The sequence below is a fragment of the Vibrio sp. 2132-1 genome (assembly GCF_033344315.1).
In genome coordinates this window covers 1-959 of sequence record NZ_JAWPON010000128.1, presented here as the reverse complement: position 1 = coordinate 959, position 959 = coordinate 1, and the positions used below count along the sequence as shown (strand labels likewise).

Genomic DNA, 959 nt, shown 5'->3' with positions numbered 1-959 from the left:
GTTTACGTTGCGGCAATCCTTGTATTTGGCTTTATCGTATACCCTGCAATGGTGCATGTTTTCACGAAGACATCTGCGAAGAAATTCGTGTCTGCAATGAAAAAACCACAAGCAGTTGCACTATCAACAGCGTCGTCAATGGCGACACTGCCTGTCACTATGGATACGTGTGAAAAAGAACTTGGCGTGAAAAACTCAACTGCGTCATTCGTTCTACCTCTGGGCGCGACCATCAACATGTCTGGTAATGCGATTTACTACGGCTTGGTGGCTATCTTCTTTGCACAGCTGTTCAACATCGACCTAGGCATGGGCGCTTACATCGCGATCATCGTGACTTCAACACTAGGTGCGGTTGGTCAAGCTGGTGTTCCGGGCCCTTCTTTCCTAGTGGTAGCAGTACTACTAGCGGCGGGTATTCCAATTGAAGGTCTGCCTCTACTCTTCGCTCTTGACCGTATCTTCGACATGATTCGTACGGCTCTAAACATTACTGGTGATGCAGCATGTGCGGTCATTGTTGATGCTTTAGTAGAAGAAACTGCCGCTGAAGCGGAGTTACAAAAGCAAGAAGCTTAGTTTCCTAACAAATACTTAAAAGCCGCTCAAAAGAGCGGCTTTTTTTTCGATTCTTTGCATTACGTAACCATACAAATAGAAACTAATAGCATAATTTTTCTGAAGTGATATAACGCCCGTACTAACTATAAAAAACGTCAGATCTAGGTTGTATCATGAGTCTTAAGCTGTCTTTGGTTTCGCTTTCCAATACAGATTTGCCTATTGAAACAAAACAACAGGCACTGATCGATATTGTTCTTCGCTTCCTCACACCACAAGAGAGAGCCTCTCTCTTTGAGTCCATCACTCATCAACGAGAAACGAACTTGCTGGCACGCTATCCTGAGTACCAGTCCAAAAGTCTTTCTGTCTTGTTTGAGTTAATGGATTATCGAGAT

The 959-nt window shown here is 44.0% G+C and carries 2 protein-coding genes; both read left to right on the top strand.

What is annotated here, in order from left to right:
- Positions 1-579 (top strand): dicarboxylate/amino acid:cation symporter (locus R8N47_RS23905; RefSeq protein ID WP_318185938.1); only part of this gene is annotated, 579 nt, incomplete at its 5' end.
- A gap of 155 nt (positions 580-734) precedes the next feature.
- On the top strand, positions 735-959 hold a 225-nt coding region (locus R8N47_RS23900), incomplete at its 3' end, for an acyl-homoserine-lactone synthase (protein ID WP_318185937.1).